Genomic DNA, 22527 nt, shown 5'->3' with positions numbered 1-22527 from the left:
ATGTACAATAGCACCCCATGCACAGCACTACCCTACATGCCGACAACCGCGCCGAAGTCGCCGCCGCGCTGGCACAGGACCACCTGGTGGTCACCTGCCTGTGCGCCGCCTGGTGCGGCACCTGCGCTTCCTACCGCGCAGTTTTCGAAGAACTGGCGAGCCGCCACCCGGACAAATACTTCCTGTGGGTCGATATCGAAGACCATGCCGACCTGGTTGGCGACCTGGATGTCGAGAATTTCCCCACCCTGCTGATCCAGCGCCGCGAGCACGTGGCCTTCTTCGGCACCATGCTGCCGGATCCTAACGTGGCGCACCGCCTGCTTGAAATCCAGGCCCACCTTTCGGACGAAGAACTGGCGCACCAGGCTGCGTCCACCGCGGAGCGCCGCCTGTGGCAGCAGGAATGCAACCTGCGCGCACTGCTGGACCAGCGCAGTTAAGCCAACTTCAAGGGCAGGCTGCGCAAGCGCTGCCCCGTCAGCGCGAACACCGCGTTGGCCACCGCCGGCGCGATGGGCGGCGTCGCAGGCTCGCCCACGCCTTGCGGCGCTTCGGCGCTCAGCACGATCACCGTCTCCACCAGCGGCACCTCATTCATGCGCAGTACCGGGTAATCGGCGAAGTTGCTTTGCACGACCTTGCCGTCCTTGATGGTGATTTCGCCGCCCAGCGCCGCCGACAGGCCGTACACCACGCCCGACTCCACCTGCTGCGCGATGATGTTCGGATTGACGGCAATGCCGCAGTCGATCGCACAGACCACGCGGTGCACACGGATCTGCTTGTCCAGCACCGACACTTCCGCCACTTGCGCGACGATGGCGCCGAAGGACTGGTGCAGCGCGACGCCATGCGCGCGCCCTTCCGGCACCTTGCCGGCCTTGGAAATGGCGGCATTCAGCACAGCGAGGTGGCGCGGATGGTTGAGCAGCATGGTGCGGCGGAATTCCACTGGATCCTTGCCGGCCGCGCTGGCCATTTCGTCGACAAAGCTCTCCTTGAAGAAGGCATTTTGCGAATGGCCCACCGAGCGCCAGTTGCCCAGCGGGACGGCGCTGTCGACCACGACGTGGTTGATCTGCTGGTTCGGGACTTCGTACTGCATGTCGTACACGCCTTCGGCAGTCGAACGATCCGGCCCCGCACCCGGCATGCGCAGGTTGCGCTTGGTGAACTGGTGGGTCAGCGCGCCGCCAGCGGTCTTGGCTTCCCACGCGATGATATTGCCTGCCACATCGAGGCCCGCCGTCATGCGCGCCATGGCGGCCGGACGGTAAACGTCGTGCGTGGTGTCGTCTTCGCGAGTCCAGATCACCTGCACCGGCAGGCCCTTGGCTTCGCGCGCAATGGCGACCGCCTGCGCCACCATGTCCATTTCCAGCCGGCGCCCAAAGCCGCCGCCCAGCAGGTACTCATGCAGGATCACATTGGCTTCGCTGACGCCGCCCACGCGGGCGGCAGCGGCGCGGGCAAAGGTCGGCGCCTGGGTGCCGACCCATACCGTGACCTTGCCGTCCCTGACCTGGGCCGTGCAGTTGATCGGCTCCATGCAGGCATGTGCCAGGTAGGGCACGCGATACACCGATTTGATGGTGCGCAAGGCGCTGGCCGCCTGCGCCATGTCGCCACGCTTATGGTAATTGTCGCCGTCCTCGGCCTCGATGGCATTCGCCAGCGACGCATAGATTGCCTCGCTGGACAGCTTGGCGTTGGCGCCATCGTCCCAGCGGATCGGCAGCGCGGCGGCGGCCTGCCTAGCCTGCCAGTAGCTCTTCGCGAGGACTGCAACGCCGGCCCCGGCACCGTAATTCTCTTCGATGGCGTTGGAAAAATCGATCACCGACAGCACGCCCGGCATCTTCACCACTTCGCCCGGCGTAACGCCCGCGACCTTGCCCCCCACCACCGGCGACATGCGCACCGCCGCATACACCATGCCTTCCGGGCGCACGTCGATGCCATACAGCGCCGTGCCTTCCGACTTGATGCGCGAATCGCGGCGCGGCACGCTGGTGCCGATCAGGCGGAAGCTGTGCGGGTCTTTCAAGGTGACTTTGCCGGGCTGGCCAAGCGCTGCGCGCGCGGCGACCACGCCGTAGCCGACCGACTTCTTGCTGATGTCGTGATACAGCACGCCATTCTCGGCGCGCACCTGCTCCGGCGGCACTTTCCACTGCTGCGCCACTTCGGCAACCAGCATGGCGCGCGCCGTGGCGCCGGCCTCGCGCATCGAGGACCAGGCATCCTTGACGCTGGAAGAACCGCCGGTAATCACAATGCCCATCTCGCGCGCAACCTTGCCCAGCATCCAGCTCGAGAGCTCCTTCGACTTGCCCGTATCGTCCGGGTGGAATGGCAAGGTTTCGCGCATCACCGCCAGGTTGGCGTAGATCTTGTCGGCCGGCGCCTGGATCAAGCTGATCGCATCCAGGCTCACATCCAGCTCCTCCGCTACCAGCATGGACAGCGCGGTGTGGATACCCTGCCCCATTTCAGCGCGCGGCATGGCCAGCTGCACGCTACCGTCCGGCGCGATGGCGATCCAGCCGTTCAGGGCCACCGCGCCGTTTTCAAGCGGCAGCGGGGCCTGGCCGCGTACGCGCTGGCGCGGCGGCATCACGCCCCAGCCGACTACCATGGCCCCGGCGACGGCGACACCGCCCAGCAGGAAATGGCGGCGGGAAATCTTCTTCGGTTTGAGCATGGCTCCCTCTTTATGGCAGCCAGCGCTGCAGCAAATCGTCCGGCATCACCGGACGGCTGTAATAGAAACCCTGCGCCTGATTGCAACCGTGGCGCAGCAGGAAGGCCGCCTGCTGTTCCGTCTCCACGCCTTCGGCGATGACGGACAGGTTCATGCTGCGGCCCAACTGGATGATGGCGATGGCAATCGCTTCATCATTGACGTCGGTCGAGATGTCCTTGATGAAGGAGCGGTCGATCTTCAGGGTCTGCACCGGCATCTGCTTCAGGTACGCCAGCGACGAATAGCCGGTACCGAAATCGTCGATCGCCAGCGATACGCCAACCGCGTGCAGGTCGTTGATGAAGCCCAGCGCATCGCCGGTATTCATGATCACGGATTCGGTCACTTCAAGCTGCAGGCGGTGCGGCTCAAGGCCGGTCTCGCGCAGGATGTCGGCCACCATGCTGACCATGCTGCCGCGCTCAAACTGCTTGGCGGACAGGTTGACGGCAATCTTCGGCACGTGCAGGCCGGCTTCCTGCCAGCGCACCATCTGGCGGCAGGCCTCGTACAGGACCCACTGGCCCAACTGGCTGATGAAGCCCGTATCCTCGGCCAATGGGATGAAGCGATTCGGCGGCACCAGGCCCAGTTCAGGATGGTTCCAGCGCACCAGCGCTTCCACGCCCAGCAGCTTGCCCGAATCGATTTCGACCTGCGGCTGGAAGTTCAGGAACACTTCCTCTTTCTCGATGGCGCGACGCAGGTAGGTTTCCAGGCGCAGGCGCTCGACGCCCTCGCCCGACATGGATGGCTGGTAGAAGCGGTAGCCGTTGCGCCCGCGCGCCTTGGCCTGGTACATGGCCACGTCGGCATTACGGATCAGCATATTCAGGTCGCTGGCATCGGTCGGGAATACCGAAACGCCGATCGAGCAGGTGACGAACAGTTCATGGCCCGCCACTATGAATGGATGCTCGAACATGGTCACCAGCTTTTCGGCCACCTGGCCGGCGCCGTACTGGCCTTCCACGTCTTCCAGCAGCACGATGAATTCGTCGCCGCCCAGGCGCGCCAGGGTATCGCCTTCGCGCAGCTTTTCCGCCAGCGCATGTGCCACCTGCTTCAGCAGCTCGTCGCCGATGTGGTGGCCCAGGGTGTCGTTGACGTTCTTGAAGCGGTCCAGGTCGATGAACAGCAGCGCCAGCTGCTCGTTGCCGCGCACGGCGCGCTGGATGGCGTGCTGCAGGCGGTCGTGGAACAGCAGGCGGTTCGGCAACTGGGTCAAGGCGTCATGGTGGGCCAGGTGGTCCAGCTTTTCCTGCGACTCCTTGACCAGGGTGATGTCGCTGAACACGCCGACATAGTGCGTCGTCACCCCGCGCGTGTCGCGTACGGCGGTCAGCGTCAGCCACTCCAGGAACAACTCGCCGCTCTTGCGCATGCTCCAGATTTCGCCGCGCCAGTAGCCGTGCTCCACCAGCTCTTTCCACAATCCGGCGTGGAAGCCTTCGTCGTGGCGGCCGGAACGCGTCAGGCCGACGTCGTGGCCCAGCGCTTCGATCTCCGTATAGCCGGTAATCTGGGTGAAGGCCGGATTGACGGCAACGATGGTGCCCTTGTCGTCGATCACCATCACGCCGTCGGCGATGTGTTCCAGCACGGTGGCCGACAGGCGCAATTTTTCTTCCGCTTCCTTGCGGGCGCTGATGTCGGCATAGACCCAGATCGAGCCTTCGTTCGGGCGGTTCTGGTCGATGGCGCAGCCGGACACCATGCACCAGAACAGCGAGCCGTCCTGGCGGCGGTAATTGCGCTCTTCGCTGAAGTACTCGCCGTTGCCCAGCGTGGAATACTGGCGCGCACCGGCCGATTCGAAATCGAAGGTGGTCGGGAACACGATGGCGGTGGAAGCGCCGATCATCTGGCCCGGCTCATAGCCGAACAATTCCTCGCAGCGGCGGTTGACCGAGACGATGGTCCGGTGGCGCACGAACATCACGCCGAACATCACGTTATCCAGGATCGCGCTCTGCTCCGCCAGCAGGCCCTCGATGCGCATTTCATTGTGCTTGCGCTGGCTGATATCGGAAATGATGCCGTCCACCCAAGGCGCCCCGCCCGCCTCCGCCGCCTGCGGCTGGCCATTCTCGGCCACCCAGCGCTCGGTGCCGGCGGAGTCCATGATGCGGTATTCGATCTCGTAAGGCTTGCCGTCCTGGATCGCCTGCACTACCACGCGGCGCTGGCGTTTGCGGTCTTCCGGGCAGATCAGGTTGGCCCAGGCATGGGTGGTGCTGCGCATGAATTGCGCCGCGGAGTAGCCGGAAATTTCTTCGATGGCGTCCGAGACGAAATCGATCGGCCCATCGGGACGGAAGCGGAATACGGCGCCCGGCACCTGGGTCACGATGGTGCGGAAGCGCTCCTCGCGCTGGGCGATGTCTTCGAACAGGTGCTTGATTGCCACCCGCATCTGGTCCAGCTGGCCGGCCAGGCGGCCCAGTTCATCGCTGCCGCTCAACTCCATGCGCGTTTCGAAGTCGCCGTGCGACAGGCGGTCGGAGAAGCGCATCAGCTTGCGCAAGGGCTTCAGCAGGCGCTGGTTCAGGAACAGCACGATCAGCAGCAGCGACACGGTGAGCTGGGCCGCCAGCACGAATACATAGGACAGCTGTTTCTCGCGCAATTCCTGCTGGCTGCGGGCATCGTCCATCTCGACCATGATCTTGCCGATCTTCTCGCCGCGCACCATGATTTCGCGCTCGGCCCGCACCACATTGCCGATGGCGCGCTTGGGCGCTTCGACGTGCATGAACTGGGTATCGGCCTGGCCGGTGACCTGCACCTGCAGCACCGAACGGTCGCGCATGACGGATTCGACCAGCGAGTGGGCCGATTCCGCATTCATATTCCACAGGGATTCCTGCATGCCGAGGGCCAGGATGTCGGCGTTGCGCTGCAGCGATTCGTTGAGGACGGTCTGGGCCGACTTCTGTTCGTGCACCCCGATCAGCAGGTAAGAGCCGATAATAGCCGGAATCACCAGGCCGCCGAATACCACCAGTAACAAGGCGCCATAAATCGACAGCCCATACAGAGCGCTCAGGCGGGACCTAAATTTGTTATAAAAATTCCGAGCCATTCAGCGGGTCTGGTGGAAAAGATTATCCAACAGCAATTATGCACGTAACGCGCTATCATCGCTACTCTATATCAGAGGAGTTTCCCTATGTCGTTTTCCATGTATTCCGCTTCGATCCCGGTGTTCCGCCAAATCCTCGGCAGCCTGTTGTCCATCCTCGACAAGACCGAGGCGCATATCGAAGAAAAGAAGATTGATCCGAATGCCCTGCTGCAGTTCCGTCTGTTCCCGGATATGTTGCCTTTTACCCGCCAAATCCAGATTGCTGCTGACTTCGCCAAGGGCGCAGGCGCACGCCTGGCGGGGGCCGATGTGCCGGCTTACGAAGATACTGAAAAGACCATTGGTGAATTAAAACTGCGCATCCAGCGCACGCTGGCCTTTTTGGATTCGCTGCCGCGCCAGGCAATTGAGGATTCCGCGCAACGATCGGTAACTACCGGTAGCGGCGAAAAGGCCAAGCAGTGGGTCGGGCAGGAGTATCTGATGCACTATGCGCTGCCGCATTTCACCTTCCATGCGACCACCGCGTACAACATCCTGCGCCATAACGGGCTGGAGATTGGCAAGAAGGACTTTATTGGGGCGTGGAAGGCTGAGTAAAACCGGTAAACCAGGGTCTGACCCGCAGGGTCAGACCCAGTCTGCTCAACCGTCATGGGTTTGGTAACATGCCGACAAAACCCTTGGCCTTGAGACCGTTGTGGGCCTGACCCTTGGGTCAGACCCAGCCCTACCGGTTTTCAGGAATTGCGCCGCGGATACCCCTGCGCCAGGATCCGCTGCCACACCTTCTCCTTCTCCTCCGCACTCATGGCCACCCAGTGCGCAACCTCGAGATACGTCCGTCCACAGCCGCGGCAAATTTCATCGAAGGTCGTCGAGCAAACCGCCACGCAAGGCGTATCCGGCCGCTCGGGTACTTTATCTTGCGCCATCACTTCACCTGCAAGCCCAGCTTATCCCAGCCATCATGGCCGAGATTTTCCATGGTCTCGATATTCTTCTCAAAGATATCGGCCGCCTCCGGGAACGCTTCCACCGCACGGTCAATCGACGCCTCGCGCAGCAAATGCAGGGTCGGATAAGGCGAACGGTTCGTATAGTTGGAAATATCGTTCTTATCGGTATCGGCAAACTGGTACTCAGGGTGGAAACTGGCCACCTGCAGCTCGCCGTCAAGCTTCAGCTCTTCCAAAGCCGCATCGGCCACATCCAGGAATTCGTTGTAATCCCCAAAATCCTGCAACACCAGAGGATGGATCAGCAGGGTTGTATCGACCACTTCCGGGTCTTCCGCGGCCAGGAATTCCAGCTCCTTGATCAGGTCTTCCAGCAATTCCTCTGGCGAGGACGCCTCCGACACCACATAGCGCACCTGCTTCTTCACATGCACGGCCTTGGCGAAGGGGCACAGGTTCAGGCCGATGACAGCCTTCTCCAGCCACTGCTCGGTTGCCGCGATAACGGCTTCGTAATCCACTCGGGTGTTGCTCATTTATACATCCAGAAATCGTTATCCAAGACGCCAATTATATAGCCTGATCGACATAATTATTCAAGAAAATCAGTCACATAGCGAATTTTTTCTTGACTCGACCGGGTTTCAACCCTACACTCCGGCCTTAGATAGTCCGCCCTTTGTTTCCACACGACAACCGCGAAACTCTATGCAAGAACGAATCAAAAATGCTGTCCTGATCGCCCTGGCGCTGAGCGCCGCGCTGCCGGCAGCCTCCTCCCTGGCATCCACCGACAGCGCGAAATCGGTGGTGTTGCAGCCTGCCGTGGAAGAATACAAGGAAACCGACGTCTGGGGCCGCATCCGCTCCGGCTACGCCATTCCCGACGTGAACAATGCCCTGGTCGCCAAGCATGTCAAGTGGTATGCCGACCGCCAGGACTACCTCGACCGCACCACGGCCCGTGCCTCGCTCTACCTCTTCCACGTGGTGGAAGAACTGGAAAAGCGCGGCATGCCGACCGAGCTGGCCCTGTTGCCCTTCATCGAATCCGCCTTCAACCCGCAAGCCCTGTCGACCGCCAACGCGGCCGGCCTGTGGCAGTTCGTGCCGGGCACCGGCCGCGACTACGACCTGAAGCAGAACGCCTTCAAGGACGACCGCCGCTCCGTGCTGGCCTCGACCGACGCCGCCCTGAGCTACCTGCAGCGCCTGTACACCATGTTCGGCGACTGGCACCTGGCCCTGGCCGCCTACAACTGGGGCGAAGGCAATGTGCAGAAAGCCATCAAGCGCAACCAGGCCGCCGGCAAGCCGATCGATTTCGACAGCCTGGCCGAGCTGATGCCGGCCGAGACCCGCAACTACGTGCCCAAGCTGCAGGCGGTGAAGAATATCGTCGCCAACCCGTCGCAATACGCCGTGCACCTGCCGGTGATCGACAACGAGCCGTATTTCACCGCGATCGACAAGACCCGCGACATCGACATGGCCCTGGCCGCCAAGCTGGCCGAGATCTCGGTCGACGAATTCAAGGCCCTGAACCCGCAATTCAAGAAGCCCGTCATTACCGGCAACGAGCAGACCAAGATCCTGCTGCCGACCGAGAATGCCGCCAAGTTCGCTGCCAACCTGGCCTCGTGGACCCACGCCCTGTCGAGCTGGACCACCCACAAGATTTCCAGCGCCCGCGAAAGCATCGCCTCCCTGGCCCGCCGCTTCGGCACCACCCCGGATGCCATCCGCCAGGCCAACAACATGCCGCAGAAATCGGTACTCAAGGCCGGCTCGACCATCCTGGTGCCGAATATTTCCGCCTCGGCAGCCGGCACGGATATTTCGGCCGACGTGATCGAGAACGCCGTGATGGCCGTGGAAAACGAACGTGCCGGTCCAAAGCGCAGCAACTACCGTCAAGCTTCCTCATCTCGCGGCGAATCCAAGCCTGCGGTCAGCATGGTCAAGGCGCGCGTCAAGCGTGACGAAGCCGGCAAAGCGAAGAACCGCCGCAGCAACTAAACGAATTGCCAACACGCTACCCCCTGCCAAGCTTGCAGGGGTGGTCCGGGACTGGTTGCAAGACTATTCAGATCTTGCAGTCCCGGACGTGGCACGTTTACAATCCCGTTCTTGCGGTATAACCCCATTGGAGTAGATATGGCTTTCTTGCAAGGCAAAAAAATCCTGATTACTGGCGTCCTGTCCAACCGTTCCATCGCCTACGGCATCGCGAAAGCTGCCCACCGCGAAGGCGCCGAACTGGCTTTCACCTACGTTGGCGAGCGCTTCAAAGACCGCATCACTGAATTCGCAGCCGAATTCGACAGCAAGCTGGTCTTCGACTGCGACGTCAGCAGCGACGAACAAATCGCCAACCTGTTCACCGACCTGGCCAAGAGCTGGGACAGCCTGGACGGTTTCGTGCACGCCATCGGCTTCGCCCCACGCGAAGCGATCGCCGGCGAGTTCCTGGACGGCCTGACCCGCGAGAACTTCCGCGTAGCCCACGACATTTCGGCGTACAGCTTCCCAGCGATGGTGAAAGCCGCCCTGCCCTTGCTGAAGCCAGGCTCCTCCGTACTGACTCTGTCCTACCTGGGCGCGGTTCGTGCGATCCCTTATTACAACACCATGGGCCTGGCCAAGGCATCGCTGGAAGCCTCCGTACGTTACCTGGCAGAGAACCTGGGCCAGCACGGCATTCGTTCCAACGGCATTTCCGCCGGCCCGATCAAGACCCTGGCCGCCTCCGGCATCAAGGACTTCGGCAAGCTGCTCGGCTTCGCTGCCGGCCACGCCCCGCTGCGCCGCAACGTGACCATTGAAGAAGTGGGCAATGCCGCCGCCTTCCTGCTGTCGGACCTGTCGTCGGGCATCACCGGCGACATCATGTACGTCGACGGCGGCTTCTCGCACGTGATGGGCCTGAATTCGAGCGACTACGAATAATCGCTTCATGTCCCGCCACAAAAGCCGCCCATGGGCGGCTTTTGTTTTTAAAGTCGGCGCCAAAGTCGGTGCCAGGTCTGTCATTTGGACACCGAGGCATAACCCTTGATCTATCTCAATACGCTACAACCGCCGATTTCCCGTATTGAGATTTATCAAGCGTGTGGCTTGTGTGTCCAAATGACAGACCTGGCACCGAATTTGTGGCACCGAATTTGACTTACTTGCACAGAACAAACGAATTGACTAAAGTGGGCGCCTTGATTGCGCTTACTTAGAATTCCCCCCGCATGCCCATCGAACCATCCGACGACGAATTGATGTTGCGCTACCGCGATGGCGAGTTGTCGGCATTCCAGGAGCTGTATCGCCGCCACAGCCGTGGCCTGTACCGTTTCCTGGCCTGGCGCAGTGGGCGCAACGAGTGGGCTGATGAGGTCGCGCAGGAAACCTGGCTGGCGGTGCATCACGCCCGCGCGCGCTATGCTGCGCAAGGCAGCTTTCGCGGATACCTGTACCAGATCGGCCGCAATCGGCTGGCCGACATGCAGCGCCAGCCCGCTATCGAGGAATGTGGCGATATGATCCTGGTGCAGGATTCGGCTGAAGCCACGGCGCTGGAGCGCCAGCAGAACCTGGCGCTGCACGCGGCGATCCGCCTGCTGCCTTCGGAACAGAAGGAGGCCCTGGTGCTGCAACACTTCAGCGGCTTGAGCATCGATGAAATTGCGCTGGTGGTTGCTGCGCCGGCGGAGACCGTGAAGAGCCGCCTGCGCTATGCCATGCGCAAGCTGCGCGAGCAATTCACGCAGGAGGAGACGGTATGACACCGGTGGATAAAGACGATTTCGAAGACGCGGACCTGGCGCGCCGGCTGGCTGCCCTGCCGCAGCCGGAGCCGTCGGCGGAACTCGACGCAGCCATCTTCGCGCAAATCGAGAAGGATCTGCGGTCCGGCCCCGCCGCGGCCAACGATCCGGCGCCAGAAACCCCGCAGCCAAAACCCAAGCATCGCTACCGCGCACCGCTGGCGTTTGCGGCCAGCCTGGCCGGCATCGCTATCCTGTTCCCGGTCTGGCGCAGCTACCAGCACCAGGAATTGCAGTCCGTGGAAGTGCGCATCGTGCCGGAGGAAATGCCGGCGGCCCCGCCCGTGCCGATGATCAGCAATGACGTAGCCTCCCCGGCGCATAAGAAACGCGAATCCGCCATCGCCGAAGCGAAGCCAGCATCGTCCTTGCCAGAGGCGAAAATGCAGGTGCGCGAGCCGGAGCAGGCGGCGGCAGCTCCTCCGCCTGCGGTACCGGCCGCCGCACCGGCACCTGTGCCTGCAGCCGCACCGCCGGCGCCGGCATTGGAAGTGGATGAACTCGACCCGCCGCGTAAGGCGGCGGTGCGCTCCTTGGATGCCGGGAACCCGAAAGACTGGCTGCAATCCATCGAGCACATGCTGGACGCCGGCGACACTGAATCCGCCGCTGCGCAATGGAAGCGCTTCCGCAAGGCCCACCCGGATTATCCGGTGCCGGACATCCTGGCGGGCCGCCTCAAGGCGCTGGAATAACGTTACTTCGGCTTCACTTCAAATTCGCCGACCAGGATCGAGCTGCCCTGCTCTTTCAGGCGCAAGGTGACCATCTTGTCGTCCGTTTTCTGGGTGCCAAAGCCGGTCGTGAAGTGAAGCTGCAGCGTAGTCGCACCGGTCACGATCTGCTGCGCGCTGCCAAAGTAGTTGACCTCGACGCGATAGATGCCCGGCTTGGCGTTGCGCAGCATGAATTCCTCCGGCCCGTAACCGCCAGTGAAGTCCCGCGACATGCGCCCGCCCTGGTAGGTCAGCTGGTGCCCGTAGTAAGCGCGCTCTCCGTCGGGATCGATAACGTGCAGGTCCATATCGCTGTTATCAGCATCCCAGGTCAGCACCACGCGCAAGTCCACCGGCAGGTTGCGCAGCAGGCGTGAATCCATCCCCCGCGTATCGAGCGTGCGTCCGCCAGACCTGGCACGCGCCACGATCGAATTCAGCTCCGACAGCGCAATCAGCTCCACGTCGGCAAAACGCCCATCCCATGGCCGCATGACCACCTGGTACAGCTGTTCGATTGCCCTTTGCTCCTGGCCGCTGGCGGCAAGCGCCAGCCCAAGATCGCGGAACGATTGCGGCTCCTCCTCCGCCATGTCCTGCACCCGTTCCAGCAAGGGAACGGCCAGGCGCGGAGCGCCTGCCTCCATCAGGCGGTAGGCCAATACACGCAGCACGTGGCGATTCTCCAGCTCCATCTCGGCCAGGTTGGACAGCACGCGCAAGCCCAGGTCGCGCTGGCCGCGCTCCAGCATCAGGCCCGCCACGTCCAGCAGGAAAGCGCTGCTGCCGGCATGCGATGGGCGCTCGTCCAGGTAGATGCGATACATGTCGCCTGCTGCCGCCTTGCGCATGCGTGCCGTATAAGGCGCATCCGGCTGCCACGCCTTCAGGCGCACACTTGCGCCGCCATTGATGCGCTTATCAGCTTGCATGTCCAGCTCATCCACAGCCATTGGAGCCGCCGGCGCAGTACGCGCAGCCATTGCCGGTGGCGGTGCTGGCGCGGGCATTGCCTCCATCATCGGGGCCTCGACCATCCGCATGTCGGCAACCGCCTCCTTCTTCAGCGCAGGCGCCGGTGGACGGTTCTTGGGGAACGGTTTCTCCCACCACGCCACTTTAGCCTGGAACTCCCGCACCACATTGTCCAGGTGCTTTACGCGCTGGTTGGCAACCTGGGTGCGGTTTTCGGCCTTCATTTTTTCGAAGGCCGCGCGATATTTCCCGGGCGGCGTCACGTCGTGACGCACATAGTCTTCCAGCTGTTCAAGCACCAGCAGCGAAGTTTCGCGGGTCGGCAGGGCGAACTCCAGTCCAAGACGCCGGATTGCGGCGCGATTGAGTTCATAGTTGCCCTCCAACTGCGCAATGCGGCGATTGGCCCACCACCATGCAGCCAACGGGTGGGATGCGTTCTTTTCGTCGACCGCATCGATGGTAACGTCGTATTTACGGCCCTGGTTTTCAAGCGACACGACCAGCGGCTCCCTGCCGCGAACCTTGCCGGCCACACGCAACAGGCCCGCATGCACCTGGCTTTCGTCAACCACCACATCACCGGTCTGCATGCCGGTGGCGCCGATAACCCTTACGCCCTCGGTAAGCAGTTCTTGCGATGCATGCTGCGCGTCGACGGGATCAATGGCGATATGCCTGCCACCGTTGGCATTGGCCCATGCCGCCAGGCGCGCAGTGTCGGCGCCGGCGCTGGAGCTCAGCGTGAACAGGCGGCGGCCTTTTGCAAGCAGCGGGAAAGTACCCATGCCATAGTTGCGCAAGCCATCGCTGAACATCAGGTATTCATCCACGTCGGGCTGCGGCTGCCAGTCGGCCAGCGCGCTGGCGCCATCGTAGATGGTGGACTCGAGCTCCTCAAGCAGGGTCCCCGCCTGCCCTTTTGCCAGTTTGAAGGCCTTGACCGGCTCCGCCTTGTCGCGCAGGCGCACCAGCCGCACTTCCACGCTACCCGCCGCTTCGAGGTAGCTTGCCAGCACACGCAATTCCGCTTTCAGGGCGCGATGCGAACCGGAGTTCGAGCTGTCCCAAAGCACGCCGACCACCTTAGGCAAAGTGCGCGGCTTGCGTTCGGCCGGCACCGGCACTTCGGCGAGGAAGTACTGCTGGCCGTTGAACTCCTCCAGATAGGTCTTCGGCTTATCCTGCGCAGCCGGTACCCGCACCAGGATTTCGCCTTTCGCCTTCGCCACATCCAACTGCCAGCCGTCCTCTGCGCGCGCGAAGCGATCCGGCACGCCGATGGCAACCGGCGCATCTTCACTTCCCATGACGCGCACATCCAGGGCCACCGGGATGCTGAAGTGCTTCAACGGCATTCGATAGCTCCAAGTCTTCTGCTGGCGCGCCAGGATCGCCGCGTACTTCAATTCCACTGTCCGCGTGCCGCGGCCTGGGATCGGATAAATGCGCAGCTTGAAGTTGTTGCCCTGCGTTTGTTCGAGCAAAGCCGGATCGATGCGGCGGCGCTCCTCAGCCTCCAGGATCTGCCGTCCACGCTCCTTCTCGATCGGCACTGCCGGACGCAGTTCACCGCCGACATCCAGCGCGAAGCCTATTACCTGCTGGCCTTCGCCGAGAGGAAATTGCAGGTCTCCCTCAAGCTGGCGCGCGTTCGGATTGTAGAAGACCAGCTTCACCGTCGTTTCCGCCATGCCGCCCGAAATGACGGTCTGCACGGTCGCGCTTTGCACGCGTACCGGCGATTCGCTGCCGGTCGTGATGGACCTGATTAATGGTGGTGTCTGTGCCACGGCCACGCCGCCGGCCAGCGTGCACAACACCAGGATAAGCCTCGCCAACATGATTACTCCCTTCAAAATGAACGCTTCTGAACAGGAATCGGGCGGGCGGGAAAAAAGGGGTTAAACAAACGAGAATAATTTGACAACGCCCCAAAGTGAGATTAAAGTGATATCACTTTGATTTAACCCTCCTGGATCGATCATGAACCGAACCGAAAAGCCGTTTTCGTCTTACAGTGGTTACCTGGCGTTGACCGTCGTAGTCATGCTGGCGATTTTTGCCTTCCTCCTGCTGCGCGGATTCCAGCCGGTTCTGGCTGCCGCCTGCGTGCTGGTGGCGGTATTCCTGGCGCCTGGCCTGTACATGCTGCAGCCGAACGAAAGCGCCATCCTGACCCTGTTCGGCCAATACATCGGCACCGACCGCAGCGAAGGCCTGCGCTGGGCCTTCCCGCTGTACCGCAAGCAGCGCCTGTCGCTGCGCGCCCGCAACCTGAATGCGCCGACGTTGAAAGTGAACGACAAGCGCGGCAACCCGGTCGAGATTTCTGCCGCCATCGTCTGGCGCGTGCAGGATACGGCACAAGCCATCTTCGACGTGGATGATTTCGAGCGCTACGTAGCGGTGCAGGCGGAAGCGGCAATCCGCCACCTCGCCTCGCGCTATGCCTACGATGATGGCGAAGACCTGGCCAAGGGCGAGATGACGCTGCGCTCCGGCATGGATGAAGTGTCGCTGGCCCTGCGCAGCGAACTGCAGGAACGATTCAAGGCGGCAGGCGTGGAAACCGTCGACGCCAAGCTGACCCACCTCGCCTACGCCCCCGAAATCGCGCAAGTCATGCTGCGCCGCCAGCAGGCCGAAGCCATCGTCAGCGCCCGTTCCCGCATCGTGCATGGCGCGGTCAGCATGGTTGAATCGGCCCTGAATGCGCTGGCCGAACGCGAGATCGTCGAACTGGACGCGGAGCGCAAGGCAGCCATGGTGAGCAACCTGCTGGTGGTACTGTGCTCGGATAAAGAGACCCAGCCTATCGTCAACACAGGCACCTTGTATAACTGAGTCAAGATGGCCAGCCCCGGCAAAAAAGCCTTCCCCCTGAGGATAGACCCGGCGTTGTGGGATGAACTGCAACGCCTGGCCGCCCAGGACCTGCGCAGCGTGAACGCGGAAATCGAGTTCCTGCTGCGCGAGGCATTGGCGCGCCGGGGTATCAAACCGAAGTCGCCGCGCGATCCATCTACGAGCGATGGCGATTAGCTTTGCGTTATGCCGCCACATGCAAAAGGGATAGTCTGAAATGCTGGTTGAAATTGCGATTGGTGATGCTTACGGAGCGGGTTTCGAGTTCTGCGGCCGGGAGAAAATTGCCGCACACAACACGCTGGCCGCTTACGTCGAGCATGAACTCGGACTCGAAGCTGGCCGATATACTGACGACACGCAGATGAGCATTGCCAACGCCGAGGTGCTGCTGGGCACGCCCGACGCGCGCAGCGACGACTTCGCCGATGCTTATGTCCGCTGTTACCGGCGCGACCGCAGGCAGGGCTACGCGAAGGGTTTTCAGGCGCTCATGGATGAATGCGAGACCGGGGCCATGCTCAGGCAGCGTATCCGCCCCGACAGCAAGCGAAATGGCGCTGCGATGCGCGCGGTGCCGCTTGGCTTAATTGCGGACAAACAGCATGTGATGGCCCTCGCCAGCGAGCAGGCAATGGTCACCCACGCCACTAGCGAAGGCGTGTTGTCATCGCAGGCAGTGGCGTTGATGGCACATCTGATCATCTATGAAAATACCCGGCTGGACGACTTGCCGGACCTTGTGGCGCAACAGACTGGACTTTCATTGCGCCGTGATTGGCAGGCCGAGGTTGAGTGCGATGCGATGCAAACGGTGCATGCAGTGAGCACTGCCTTGCTCAGAAATCGCAGTATGTCTGCCCTGTTGCGTGATTGCGTGAACTTTGGTGGAGATGTCGACAGCGTGGCCGCCATCGCCATGGGATTAGCCTCGCTGTCCAGAGAATACGTCTCCGATATCCCGCAAGTGCTGGTGGATGAATTGGAAGACGGTGCATATGGCCGGAGCTTTTTACGTAGTCTTGACGAAGCGCTGACGGAGCGTTTTCCGGTACTGGCCTGTGCCTCCCGCTCCGGCTGACAATCGAAAACCGCCGCCAGCGGAAGGCTCGCAACTGATTTCTACTACTTGATATATGCAAATAGTTTCTGACGAAGCCGCATGGATTAGTGCGCTTCCGCTTGAGTGTCAGCTCCGCTTCCTTGCGAGGCTGAGCTTTGGGCTAACCGTTGTGGGACGCGATAGCTATGAAGTCGGTACCGATGACCTTACTCATCCTCGTCAGCTTCGACGAGTCAATGAAATTCAACATAGGGTTGCCGCGTGCCTGTCCCAGCTTCTTGATGGCACCTGCCCAACGTAGCTGGCAGGAAGCGGAAAGGTGAACGTTGCTGGCGACGGTGCATTGAAGCTGCTGCCGGCCAGCAGCAGTCGTTCGCAAAGAGGCAGGACCTGCCAATAAGAATTTTATGTACACCATCCAAGCATTTTTAGCTAAACGAGGATCGTTCCCGCATCAGCTACCGGACCAGCTGACTTCGATTCAGCTAAATCAGGATATCGAAATGATTCCAATTGGAGCCGCTATGCAAGAGCGCTATGGAATTCCGGAGCTGCCACTGATGGATGACAGAACTATTGAGCTGCCGCCATCGTTGTTAGAGTTGTGCAGACAGCTCAGTGATACCGGAAAAATTGCGTACATCGAAGCCGAAATATTTGGCGGCGTTGGTGCGCAAGCATACGTTTATGCCGAAATGGGCAAAGTTGGCGCCTTTGTTGCAGGAGACAGGGCGATCAACGCAGCACTTTTGTTACTAGGAGTTGTGCCCAAGCCTGGATTTGACGCATTCGATTCAGTTGGGCTTGGCCAGAACCGTAGTGTGGATGGCTGGTTGAATAGCGCAACTGCACGGTAGCTCAGAGCTGCGCTTTTTGATCCAACAGGAAATTACTAGAGCTTATTGAGAATGCTGAGCACCTTTGACAGTTTTTCGAAAATCGACGATTGTTCCGCTTCAATGGACGGTGGATCACTTGGGATCGTGCTGTCAGACGCCGAAGGCGTCAACCATCACTTCATGATCAATCGTGCTATTAGTAGCTTGGGCACACTGAAGTTCAATCAAGTATCGGATGCAAACGGGCCGCTGAATGAAGATTCTCAGATACTGTTGATCACGGCATTGTCACGTATTCGGGCCCAGACAGATCCAAGCGATCAATGCTTTGAATTGCTGACTGAATTTGCCCAAAGCCTGGAAGAGGCAATTGAAGAAAAGGGAGGCAATTAATGTACATCACCTCTGACATTGCGCGGGCTACTCAATGAGCATTAGTAAAGAGCGAGCGATTTCGGTGGCCAGGAACTTTGCCAATGCAGAATATCGGGATTCAAAGTTTGGGCTTCGGATCGGTGAAGCGCATGCTCGTTTCGAAAATGGCGGCTTCGGACACAACGTTTTGGGCCTAGGCTTTGCGCACTGGTCGGTGTTGTTTGATCTTGTCGCGCTTGACGGGATGGTTGCGGTGATGGACCCGAACCACGTCATCGTCTTGGTTGATGCTGAAACCGAAAGGGCCGTATGGTTCCCCGTGATGTAATGACCAACCCCTTCGGTCAATTGAACTTCCTGCACGCTGCGCGCTCCGGCAGCTAGTTACCTTCAGTGTTGAAGTGCCGGTCGAATACGGCTAAAGCCATCATCATTTGAAGTTTGCCATGCTATATTTCTACTTTTGGTGCTAACAAATAGGATCTCAGTAATACTGTGGAAGCCCTGTATCAGTTGATTGTCAATGCTTATTGCCAAGTTCTTGGCTGCGGGCCTTTCAATCGATCATGCTCGGTTTGGCGTTTTCGGAATATGGGTCGGTCCTGCCAGGGATAAACTCCAGCCTGCCTCGGACTCTCAGCTAGACCGCTCACGTGCATCACGTGATGCGTGGAATAGCAGTTTCGGAAATTTGCCCAATCCGTATGCTGACCTTGTTACGTTCTACGAAACGGGTGCAAGCTTGGGGCGCTGGGAGAATCATATTCTCGATGTATTTGGTCCGAACGGCGAAAAGCTTTGGGGTATCCCTAGGTCTACCTTGGTAAGAGCAGCGGAATCGGTTCCGTGCGGAATGTGTGGCACCGCGACCTTGATTGGTACGGACTGCGAGGATTGTGGGAATAAGTTGGTTGGGACAAGCGACAGCTCTCAGCGCATGAGCGCGCCAATTCAAGAATTCAAGCGAGGCGGACTATCAGATGCTGATCGACAGCTCTTCTTGGCTGCATGGGGAGTTTTTGGCCGCACCGGAAACTGTAATGTTTGCTGCGACGTTTGCGGCAGCAAGATAGGATTCGAGAAAAATGGCACATCAGTTAAACATTCCTGTACTTGTGGGAAATTCAACGGCACATTGCGTGGGCTATAGCGTCCTTGCGCGGAGCGGTACAGGCCGCAGCCGACCACCTCTGCAGGCGTCCAAATCCGAAAGCCTGTACTTAAACTATTAATCAATCGAACGACCTAGGCGACGAGCGCTCAGATTGTCGTCAATCATAAAACGTTGGAATACTTCCTCCATGCCCACTGACCTGATTTGCCGTCCTTGCAATTACACGATGAAGATAGGTGGATACCATTACCACAATATTTCTTCTGGATATGCAGGCCGCACATGCTTTGCCTGCGGTGGATGTGGAACGAATCACTATATTGAGCGTGCCATTGGGAAGAATTCTTCCGATCGATATCTTTATCAAAAATCTCGCTCTGGTCTGGATGAGAAACAGCGCGCTTCAATGCCACACGAGAAAGCTGAAGTTAGTTCTGACTTATTTTGCGGATTCGAACAGTTCGTCTGTCCCTGCTGTCAGACCAAAGGCAACGTGATCACGGTGGAAACTATTAAGGTGCATTTGCCAAATTGTCCGTTGTGTGAGCGTGAAATGGAAGAGCTTGGGTTTTGGATGACATGAAAATTGAATACGATACTGGCTTCTGAATTGGTTGGCGCAATAGCCACAGATCTCGTACTGCCTATTATTCGCGACATTGACCGGGAAACATCGCAACAAATCCACGCTGAAGTTGTAATCCTGTTCCAAGATGATGTGGTTAAGCGGGAGATTCAATCGAATATTGGTCCGTTGCTATCGATCGCAAACGGTGAAGTTCGAGTCGTGATTCGGGAAGCCCATCACCATGATTCGTTCCGCTTTGACCTCGAGTCTATCTTTCAGGGGATTGCACCAGGAACGTAAGCGTCAAAGCAGCGCCGTCTTGAGCGCCACGCTGCTTTAACCGATGATGTTCCCAACACCGCTGGGAAGCGGAGTTTAAACGCCGGAGAATTTATCGGCGTAGTTCCAGGGNGCCTGCTCTTGGCGTGATATAGGCGTTCTGTTGCGGCTGTCCTGGCTGGATAAAGGTAAGCGTCAAAGCAGCGCCGTCTTGAGCGCCACGCTGCTTTAACCGATGATGTTCCCAACACCGCTGGGAAGCGGAGTTTAAACGCCGGAGAATTTATCGGCGTAGTTCCAGGGCAGGAAGTCGTCCACTCGATTCACCGGATGGTCGGCGATATGAGCCAGCACGTAGCGCAGCCAAGCCTCGGGGTCGACACCGTTAAGCTTGGCCGTTCCGATCAGCCCATACATGGCGGCAGCGCGTTCGCCGCCACTGTCGGCGCCTGCAAACAGGAAGTTGCGACGGCCCAGGGCCACACCGCGCAAGGCTCGCTCGGCGGCGGAGTTGTCGATCTCGATGCGGCCGTCATCGCAATAGCGCGTCAGCGCCGGCCACAGTTTGAGCGAGTAAAGGATGGCGGATGCCGTATCGGACTTGCGCGACAACGTGGCGAGCGTGGCGTGGAGCCATCGTTCGAGGTCGTCTAGCAGTGGTCTGGCATGTCGCTGGCGAGTGGTGCACCGCTCGTCTGGCGGTTTGCCCCGTATGCTGTCCTCGATGACATAAAGCTCGCCGATCCGGCGTAGCGCTTCGGTCGTTATGGCCGATGGCCGCGCTGCGTGCAAGTCGTAGAATTTGCGGCGGGCATGAGCCCAGCATGCGGCTTCGCTCACTTTGCCTGTTTCGTAGATGGCATTGAATCCGGCATACGCATCTGCTTGCAGGATGCCGCTGAAGCTGGCTAGATGCGACTGCGGATGCTCGCCTTTGCGGTCGGGCGTATAGGCAAACCATACCGCTGGCGGCGTGCTGTCGCCGCTGGCGCGGTCGTCGCGCACATAGGTCCAAAGACGCGCCGTGCGCGTCTTGCCGTTGCCCGGCGCAAGCACCGGTAGTGGCGTGTCGTCGGCGTGCAGCTTGGTCGCCGCCAGCACATGTCGGCGCAGCGCATCGACCAGTGGGCGCAGCAGCGCTCCGGCGGCGCCGACCCAGNAGCATGCGGCTTCGCTCACTTTGCCTGTTCGTAGATGGCATTGAATCCGGCATACGCATCTGCTTGCAGGATGCCGCTGAAGCTGGCTAGATGCGACTGCGGATGCTCGCCTTTGCGGTCGGGCGTATAGGCAAACCATACCGCTGGCGGCGTGCTGTCGCCGCTGGCKCGGTCGTCGCGCACATAGGTCCAAAGACGCGCCGTGCGCGTCTTGCCGTTGCCCGGCGCAAGCACCGGTAGTGGCGTGTCGTCGGCGTGCAGCTTGGTCGCCGCCAGCACATGTCGGCGCAGCGCATCGACCAGTGGGCGCAGCAGCGCTCCGGCGGCGCCGACCCAGTTGGCAAGCAAGGCGCGCTCCAGTTCCACGCCTTCGCGCGCATACATAGTGCTTTGGCGGTACAAGGGAATGTGGTCGGCGAATTTGGCCACCAGCACATGCGCCAGCAGGCCGGGGCCGGCCAGACCGCGCTCAATTGGGCGGCTGGCGGCCGGGGCCTGTACGATGGCATCGCAGCAGGCGCAGGCCAGCTTCGGGCGCACATGGCGAATCACACGGAAGCTGGCCGGGACATATTCCAGCTGCTCCGACACGCTTTCGCCCAGTACCCTCAATTTTCCGCCGCAGTCCGGGCATGCTTCACTGGCTGGCATCTGCACTCGCTCCTCGCGTGGCAGGTGGGCTGGCAGTGGCTTGCGCTCGGCCYTCTTGCGCGGCGCAACCTCCACCGGCGCTTGCGCCTCCGCCACGGCTGCTTCGGCTTCCAAGTCTTCCAGTTGCAGCTCCAACTGTTCGATCTGCTGGNCTCTTGCGCGGCGCAACCTCCACCGGCGCTTGCGCCTCCGCCACGGCTGCTTCGGCTTCCAAGTCTTCCAGTTGCAGCTCCAACTGTTCGATCTGCTGGTCCAGCTTTTCCGAGCGACGGCCGAACTGCATGCGCTTCAGCTTCGCCAGCACCAGCTTCAGATGCTCGATTTCGGCGGTGCGCGTAGACAGTTCGGCGCTCAAGTGTGCCACCTTCGCTTCGCTCGCCAACAATGCCGCGTCGCGCGCCAGCAGCATGGCTTTAAGCGCTTCGATATCGTTTGGCAGATTGGCGGCGTTGAGCATGCGACCAAGTTTACGCAAATCGTGCCATGTTTACAAGGCCGATTGCGGTCGCCAGGTGCGTTCTGGTCGGCGCCAGTCGATTCCTTCCAGCAGCATCGACAATTGGGCCTGCGTCAGCGCCACGCTGCCACTGCTGGCCTGCGGCCAGATAAAGCGGCCACGCTCCAGGCGCTTGGCCAGCAAGCATAAGCCGTCGCCGGTCCACCACAGCAGCTTGATCAAGTCGCCGCGCCGGCCACGGAAGACAAACACGTGGCCACTGAACGGATCTTCTTCCAACGCGGTTTGCACTTTCGCTGCCAGGCCATTGAAACCACTGCGCATRTCAGTGGTGCCTGCGGCCAGCCAGACTTTCGTACCTGCCGGCAGGCCGATCATCGCAGCACGCGCTCCAGCACTTGTGCCAGCGTGGCGGCGTTGGCCTGGCCTTCGATACGCAGCCGCACACGCCCAATTTCCAACGTGATGATTCCGGCAGGGGCAGCTCCAACCTCAGTTTGCTGCGCCGGCGTCGTCATCACCACTGGCAGCAAATCATTCCCCGGCGCCGCCGCGCCGCCTACAAGCTGCCCTGCCTCGTATAGCTTGCGCCAGCTAAACACCTGGTTTGCATTGACGCCGTGCTCGCGCGCGAGGCGCGCTACAGAAACACCGGGCTGCATGGCCATTTCCACGAGCGTTCGCTTGAACTCCAGGGAATGCTGGCGGTACTTGCCGCGCGGTCCGCGCTCAATGACTGGTTGAAAATTTGTGTCCATAATTGAATTTGTGGGCACAACTGCTGTGCCAAAATTCGATCATGGATGGGGGCGATTCCTACGTCCAGACGGTGCTGGCTTTACGCTTAC

Annotated in this window: 22 protein-coding genes and 3 pseudogenes; 14 read left to right on the top strand and 11 right to left on the bottom strand. The window is 60.4% G+C overall.

Annotated features, from left to right (window positions below; all coding sequences use genetic code 11):
- The first annotated feature begins 17 nt into the window (after positions 1–17).
- Complete coding sequence (locus tag ASE26_RS20165) at positions 18–443, top strand: thioredoxin family protein (RefSeq protein ID WP_057246834.1); 426 nt, start codon at positions 18–20, stop codon at positions 441–443.
- On the opposite strand, the gene ASE26_RS20160 is transcribed toward ASE26_RS20165, so the two are convergent.
- Together ASE26_RS20160 and ASE26_RS20155 are read right to left on the bottom strand one after the other, a co-directional pair.
- Positions 440–2707, bottom strand: coding sequence for a xanthine dehydrogenase family protein molybdopterin-binding subunit (locus ASE26_RS20160; RefSeq protein ID WP_055925393.1), 2268 nt, complete (start codon positions 2705–2707; stop codon positions 440–442). The genes ASE26_RS20165 and ASE26_RS20160 overlap by 4 nt on opposite strands.
- A 10-nt stretch (positions 2708–2717) precedes the next feature.
- Entirely contained in the window at positions 2718–5834 is a 3117-nt protein-coding gene (locus ASE26_RS20155) for an EAL domain-containing protein (protein WP_057246833.1), read from the bottom strand.
- A gap of 87 nt (positions 5835–5921) precedes the next feature.
- Here ASE26_RS20155 and ASE26_RS20150 point away from each other — a divergent pair, with 87 nt between their 5' ends.
- A complete protein-coding gene (locus tag ASE26_RS20150) occupies positions 5922–6437 on the top strand; it encodes a DUF1993 family protein (protein WP_055925388.1) in 516 nt (171 codons plus the stop codon).
- 140 nt (positions 6438–6577) lie between these two features.
- Here ASE26_RS20150 and ASE26_RS20145 read toward each other — a convergent pair whose 3' ends face one another.
- Both ASE26_RS20145 and ASE26_RS20140 read right to left on the bottom strand, forming a co-directional pair.
- Complete coding sequence (locus ASE26_RS20145; protein ID WP_055925385.1) at positions 6578–6772, bottom strand: DUF1289 domain-containing protein; 195 nt, start codon at positions 6770–6772, stop codon at positions 6578–6580.
- Positions 6772–7332, bottom strand: a complete 561-nt coding sequence (locus tag ASE26_RS20140) for a DUF1415 domain-containing protein (RefSeq protein ID WP_055925382.1) — start codon at positions 7330–7332, stop codon at positions 6772–6774. Before ASE26_RS20140 ends, ASE26_RS20145 begins: the two co-directional genes overlap by 1 nt.
- Positions 7333–7504: 172 nt before the next feature.
- Here ASE26_RS20140 and ASE26_RS20135 point away from each other — a divergent pair, with 172 nt between their 5' ends.
- From ASE26_RS20135 to ASE26_RS20120, 4 genes are all read left to right on the top strand, one after another.
- Positions 7505–8815 carry a transglycosylase SLT domain-containing protein gene (locus ASE26_RS20135; RefSeq protein ID WP_055925379.1) on the top strand — a complete coding sequence of 437 codons (1311 nt, stop codon included), beginning with the start codon at positions 7505–7507 and terminating at the stop codon, positions 8813–8815.
- A gap of 138 nt (positions 8816–8953) precedes the next feature.
- Positions 8954–9745: an enoyl-ACP reductase FabI gene (gene fabI, locus ASE26_RS20130; RefSeq protein ID WP_055925376.1), complete on the top strand. Its 792-nt coding sequence runs from the start codon at positions 8954–8956 to the stop codon at positions 9743–9745.
- 290 nt (positions 9746–10035) lie between these two features.
- Positions 10036–10572 (top strand): sigma-70 family RNA polymerase sigma factor, encoded by a 537-nt coding sequence (locus tag ASE26_RS20125; RefSeq protein ID WP_055925373.1) that lies wholly within the window; start codon positions 10036–10038, stop codon positions 10570–10572.
- Positions 10569–11309, top strand: coding sequence for a hypothetical protein (locus ASE26_RS20120; protein WP_055925370.1), 741 nt, complete (start codon positions 10569–10571; stop codon positions 11307–11309). Before ASE26_RS20125 ends, ASE26_RS20120 begins: the two co-directional genes overlap by 4 nt.
- A 2-nt stretch (positions 11310–11311) precedes the next feature.
- Here the strand turns inward: ASE26_RS20120 and ASE26_RS20115 are convergent, their stop codons facing one another.
- On the bottom strand, positions 11312–14149 hold the full coding sequence (locus ASE26_RS20115) for a VIT domain-containing protein (RefSeq protein WP_082591426.1): 2838 nt from the start codon (positions 14147–14149) through the stop codon (positions 11312–11314).
- Between the two features lie 142 nt (positions 14150–14291).
- On the opposite strand from ASE26_RS20115, the gene ASE26_RS20110 reads away from it, so the two are divergent.
- The 8 genes from ASE26_RS20110 (at position 14292) to ASE26_RS20080 (ending at position 19432) form a co-directional block, all read left to right on the top strand.
- Positions 14292–15152 (top strand): SPFH domain-containing protein, encoded by an 861-nt coding sequence (locus ASE26_RS20110; RefSeq protein WP_055925364.1) that lies wholly within the window; start codon positions 14292–14294, stop codon positions 15150–15152.
- Between the two features lie 6 nt (positions 15153–15158).
- The gene (locus tag ASE26_RS20105; protein ID WP_055925361.1) at positions 15159–15350 is read left to right on the top strand and encodes a hypothetical protein; all 192 of its coding nucleotides are present in this window, start codon (positions 15159–15161) and stop codon (positions 15348–15350) included.
- A 40-nt stretch (positions 15351–15390) separates the two neighbouring features.
- On the top strand, positions 15391–16254 hold the full coding sequence (locus ASE26_RS20100) for an ADP-ribosylglycohydrolase family protein (protein ID WP_057246831.1): 864 nt from the start codon (positions 15391–15393) through the stop codon (positions 16252–16254).
- Between the two features lie 389 nt (positions 16255–16643).
- A complete protein-coding gene (locus ASE26_RS20095; protein WP_057246830.1) occupies positions 16644–17093 on the top strand; it encodes a hypothetical protein in 450 nt (149 codons plus the stop codon).
- Positions 17094–17144: 51 nt separating this feature from the next.
- Positions 17145–17468 (top strand): hypothetical protein, encoded by a 324-nt coding sequence (locus ASE26_RS20090; RefSeq protein ID WP_057246829.1) that lies wholly within the window; start codon positions 17145–17147, stop codon positions 17466–17468.
- Between the two features lie 34 nt (positions 17469–17502).
- Complete coding sequence (locus ASE26_RS20085) at positions 17503–17778, top strand: hypothetical protein (protein ID WP_057246828.1); 276 nt, start codon at positions 17503–17505, stop codon at positions 17776–17778.
- A gap of 973 nt (positions 17779–18751) precedes the next feature.
- Entirely contained in the window at positions 18752–19147 is a 396-nt protein-coding gene (locus ASE26_RS30790) for a hypothetical protein (RefSeq protein WP_156409974.1), read from the top strand.
- Positions 19148–19150: 3 nt separating this feature from the next.
- Positions 19151–19432 (top strand): hypothetical protein, encoded by a 282-nt coding sequence (locus ASE26_RS20080; protein ID WP_057246827.1) that lies wholly within the window; start codon positions 19151–19153, stop codon positions 19430–19432.
- Between the two features lie 246 nt (positions 19433–19678).
- Here ASE26_RS20080 and ASE26_RS20075 read toward each other — a convergent pair.
- From ASE26_RS20075 to ASE26_RS32125, 6 genes and pseudogenes are all read right to left on the bottom strand, one after another.
- Positions 19679–20570: pseudogene (locus ASE26_RS20075) on the bottom strand (IS66 family transposase); the annotation flags it as partial.
- Position 20571: 1 nt separating this feature from the next.
- On the bottom strand, positions 20572–20710 hold a 139-nt coding region (locus ASE26_RS32135), incomplete at its 3' end, for a hypothetical protein (RefSeq protein WP_373922429.1).
- Positions 20711–20887: 177 nt separating this feature from the next.
- Positions 20888–21373, bottom strand: a pseudogene (locus ASE26_RS32130) (IS66 family transposase zinc-finger binding domain-containing protein); the annotation flags it as partial.
- A 1-nt stretch (position 21374) separates the two neighbouring features.
- On the bottom strand, positions 21375–21631 hold a 257-nt coding region (locus tag ASE26_RS31665; protein WP_373922428.1), incomplete at its 3' end, for a transposase.
- A 78-nt stretch (positions 21632–21709) separates the two neighbouring features.
- Positions 21710–22057, bottom strand: coding sequence for an IS66 family insertion sequence element accessory protein TnpB (gene tnpB, locus ASE26_RS20060; protein ID WP_055936366.1), 348 nt, complete (start codon positions 22055–22057; stop codon positions 21710–21712).
- 190 nt (positions 22058–22247) lie between these two features.
- Positions 22248–22335, bottom strand: a pseudogene (locus ASE26_RS32125) (transposase); the annotation flags it as partial.
- Between the last annotated feature and the right edge of the window lie 192 nt (positions 22336–22527).

Origin of the sequence: Duganella sp. Root198D2 (assembly GCF_001428585.1) — a bacterium.
GTDB lineage: Bacteria > Pseudomonadota > Gammaproteobacteria > Burkholderiales > Burkholderiaceae_D > Rugamonas.
This window is presented reverse-complemented; position numbering and strand designations above follow the sequence as displayed.